Source organism: Tenacibaculum finnmarkense genomovar ulcerans (assembly GCF_900239495.1).
Classification (GTDB): Bacteria; Bacteroidota; Bacteroidia; order Flavobacteriales; family Flavobacteriaceae; genus Polaribacter; species Polaribacter ulcerans.
The window spans coordinates 1-3654 of sequence record NZ_OENE01000044.1 but is presented as its reverse complement, the minus strand read 5'-3'; the positions used below and the strand labels follow the sequence as shown (position 1 = coordinate 3654).

Sequence of the window (3654 nt, the reverse complement as noted above, 5' to 3'; positions counted from 1 at the left end):
TGATGATTTACGAACCGCCGTATACGAGACCCGTACGTACGGTGGTGTGAGAGGCGCACTCCGACTATTTTAGTCGGAGCCGTCTACTCGATTGTGCAACGTACTTATTCGTATAATGTAATTCTAAAATCTTTTATTAATTCCGATAATTCATCCATTTCTTTTTGTCTTGGGTAATGTTTGTTAATAACACTAAAAGTAACATAGTTTAATAGAATTGAACATATTAAAACAAAACTAATTCTGGTTCTGTGAAATATTTCTAATTCCTGTTCATCGTTTGGTTGTTCACTTTCGGGTTTTGTCATTCCACGTGCAAAAAGACTCCCAAAAAGAGTTCCGTGCATAATTTCAGATGAATGTCGGTAAATGAAAAACAAATTTATAACCAACATCATTCCAATTTCCTTTCCGTAAAAATCCCTAATTATCTCGATTTTTTTAAAAACATTATCTCCAGTCCAAGACCTAATTTCAAATCCTTTATTAGAGGTGAAGTAATTGAGAGCCTCTTTTAGTTTGTCAGAAATTGGTGCTTTATCAATATCTTTTAATCCGATACCAAATGCTAAATCTTTTATTTCAATTTTTCTATCTAAATCACGAAACGCTTTTTGGTGATAATGTTGCAAAGCCTTTTTTACCGTTTCCTCTCCTTTTGCTCCAAAATATCCCAAATTTAGAACGTGGTCAAATATGATACGTGATAAAGAATAACAATCTCGCATTTTTCCCATAGTTGACAAAACGAGTAACGAATTACTTGTGTCCAGGATTGGACCAACCATAAGAGAAAAAGACATTGATACATCGTCTTTTGTATTTGCTAATCCCTTGTTTACAGATTTAGCAATTAATCGAATAGTTTTGTCAAGTGTTTGCTGTGCAACTTCTAAATATTCCTCTGTTCCTAATTTTATTTCTTTTTTCACTTTGTATAATTTATTTAGTATTCTTTAAAATAAATAGGCTGTCTGAAAAGACAGCCTATAATTAGTAGCAGACCGAGGAATCGAACCTCTAACCCGTCCCTAGGTTTCATAAATGTTGGCACTTTCAAGGAATTTCTGTTTGGACAAGTCTGCTGTTCGGGATGGTCTGCCCACCAAATAGAAGTAACGTTATTAGAATTACTGGAATTATAATAAAGGTTGAACCTTTTACGATATTATTGAATCTTTCTCTCATATGACTTATTTTTTTAATTATAGAATCACAGATTAATCGAACAATAACTCCTTGAGTTAAGTTATAAACCCAACTATTTAATTCACCAAGATTTTAAAGAACTTATTATTAATTTGTCAAAAATCATTCCTAAATATTATTCGGAATAATTGGTTTTCGGTATGTTGCACAACGGTTTTGTGTATGATTAGTGGCGTGTTTAAGCACCTAATTTAGCAAATAAAAACCGAATAGAAAATCCGCGAGGATTTTCGTAAGTAGGCGAGAACCAGCCATTAATTATACACGTTGTTGTAAGTAGTGCTTTTTTAGTTCACTTACTTAATTTCAAAATCCGAAATGCTCCTTGAATTACCAATGCAAAAACAATTGTTCCGATAATCAAATCAGGTTTATTAGAACTCAAATAATGCACTAAAATTCCTGCAATTATTACTCCTAAATTTATAATCACGTCATTCGAGGTGAAAATCATACTCGCTTTCATATGTGCTTCTTCTTTACTTTTTGACTTTTGCAAAATATAAAGACAAATTCCGTTTGCGATAAGTGCGAAAATCGAAACGATAATCATTGTCGAAAAATCGGGAAGTTTCTCGTCTCCGAAAAATCTTCTTAAAACTTCTACAAATCCAATAATCGCAAGTATTATTTGAAAATATCCAGCAAGTTTGGCAATCCGTTTTTTCTTTATTACTGTTCCGCCAACCGCAAACAAACTAATTCCGTAAACAAAACTGTCCGCAAGCATATCTAAACTATCGGCAACAAGTCCCATAGATTTTGAGATAATTCCTGTTGTCATTTCGATTATAAAAAACGCAAAATTTATAACGAGTACAGACCAAAGTAGCTTTTTTTGGTTTTTGTTTTCTTTAAATTCCGTTTGGTCGGTTTGTTTAGTCGAGATTTTCTTTCCACCTAAATTTAGTTCGATAACTGACTTTTCGATTTGGTCAATTTCTCCGCTGTGAAAAACGGTCAATTTTCGATTCGGAATATCAAAGTCCAAATTCGCAATGCTTGAAATTCCATCTAATTTCATTCGGATTAGATTTTCCTCTGAAGGACAGTCCATTTTGGTAATTTCAAATATTGTCTTTTTCATTCGGTTTCTGGGTTTTTCGGCATTACTTACAACGTCTCGGCTATGGTTAGTACGGGAATTAAAAGTAGTAAACTTTCGATTAAGCACTTAGCCAAAACTTTTTATTTTGTTTTATCTTTTTTGTTTAAAGCCAAATCAAAAGATTTGGCGGACTTCATTAAAAAGCTATAAACTTTGGGTTAAGCACAAAACCCGTATTAATTATAGCCATTGTTGGCATTAGTATTTTTTCTTTCATTATAGTTACTAATCACAAATCCAATAGCAGCTGCAAATAGAGAAAGAACCATTCCAATAACTATTGCATTTAGTAATTCAATTCGGTTACTTAAATTATCATTTCTTAATTCCACTTGTTTTTCTTGATTAATCAAGCTTTGTTTTAATAGTTCAATTTTTTGATTAGTATTTTTTAGTGCTAAAGTTTTTTCAGCATTATCTAAAATTCCATTTTCAAGAATTTTCAATCTTCTATTTATACCTGCATAGGTTCTAGTTGAATCAACTACAAATAATGTATCTATAACTACAGTTTTATTATTTGTCTTTTTTAATTCGTGTATCTGTGTTTCTAAACTATCAATTTGCATTAATATCATTGCATTGACAAGAGTAGGTTCATTAACTTTTTGTCTGTTACTAGTAGATATATAAAATGCAAATATTGATGTTAATACACCAATGATTAAACTAGTTAAAGTCCAAAGGGAAGTTCTTTTTGTGTATTCTCTTTTTTTCTCTATATTTTCTAAATTCTTTTCCTCAATTTGTTTAGATTCTATTTTTTCCTCTATTTTTTTCTTTGTTGATAATGTTTCAAATTCAGGAAACTCATCTTTTGATATGGAAATCCAGTCTTTTTCACCGTATACCAAAATTTGAAAATCACCTTCATCAATTGGGAAAACAAGATAAGTTGGAATTCCTTCTGACTTTAGTGCCTTAGCATAAAGGTCAGTTTGAACTTTAACGAAATTCTTTGTTTGTGGATTTATTTGAGTTTTAAATTCAACTTGTCCAATATAGTTCCCAATTCGAATATCTAATAAAAGTAAATCAATTTCAACTCTTCTGGCATTTATATTATAAGCAGGAGTTTGCTTTAAAAGGCTTGTTTTAGGAAATCCTTTTTCTTCTTCTAAAAATTTGTAAAATGATTCAGCAAGTTTGTTTCCTTCCATAAGAGTTTTTTATATTAATGCCAACGACTCGTGTATAAGTAGTAAGGATTTGATTTGTAATAAATTTCATTTAAGTACTTAACCAAATTTGCAATTTTATTGTTATTTTCTTCAACCATAAAATTTCAAGTTTGGTGGATTTCGTAAATAATCACAAAATTTTCAACTTAGTAATTT

At 30.9% G+C, this 3654-nt stretch carries 3 protein-coding genes; all 3 read right to left on the bottom strand.

The annotated features are described in order from the left end of the window. Positions 1 to 104: 104 nt before the first annotated feature. Complete coding sequence (locus tag DPIF8902391_RS10500; protein ID WP_172505793.1) at positions 105 to 932, bottom strand: DUF5677 domain-containing protein; 828 nt, start codon at positions 930 to 932, stop codon at positions 105 to 107. Positions 933 to 1501: 569 nt separating this feature from the next. Beyond that, entirely contained in the window at positions 1502 to 2296 is a 795-nt protein-coding gene (locus DPIF8902391_RS10495; RefSeq protein WP_101931971.1) for a cation transporter, read from the bottom strand. A 197-nt stretch (positions 2297 to 2493) separates the two neighbouring features. After that, positions 2494 to 3477: a hypothetical protein gene (locus tag DPIF8902391_RS10490; protein ID WP_172505792.1), complete on the bottom strand. Its 984-nt coding sequence runs from the start codon at positions 3475 to 3477 to the stop codon at positions 2494 to 2496. Positions 3478 to 3654: the final 177 nt, after the last annotated feature.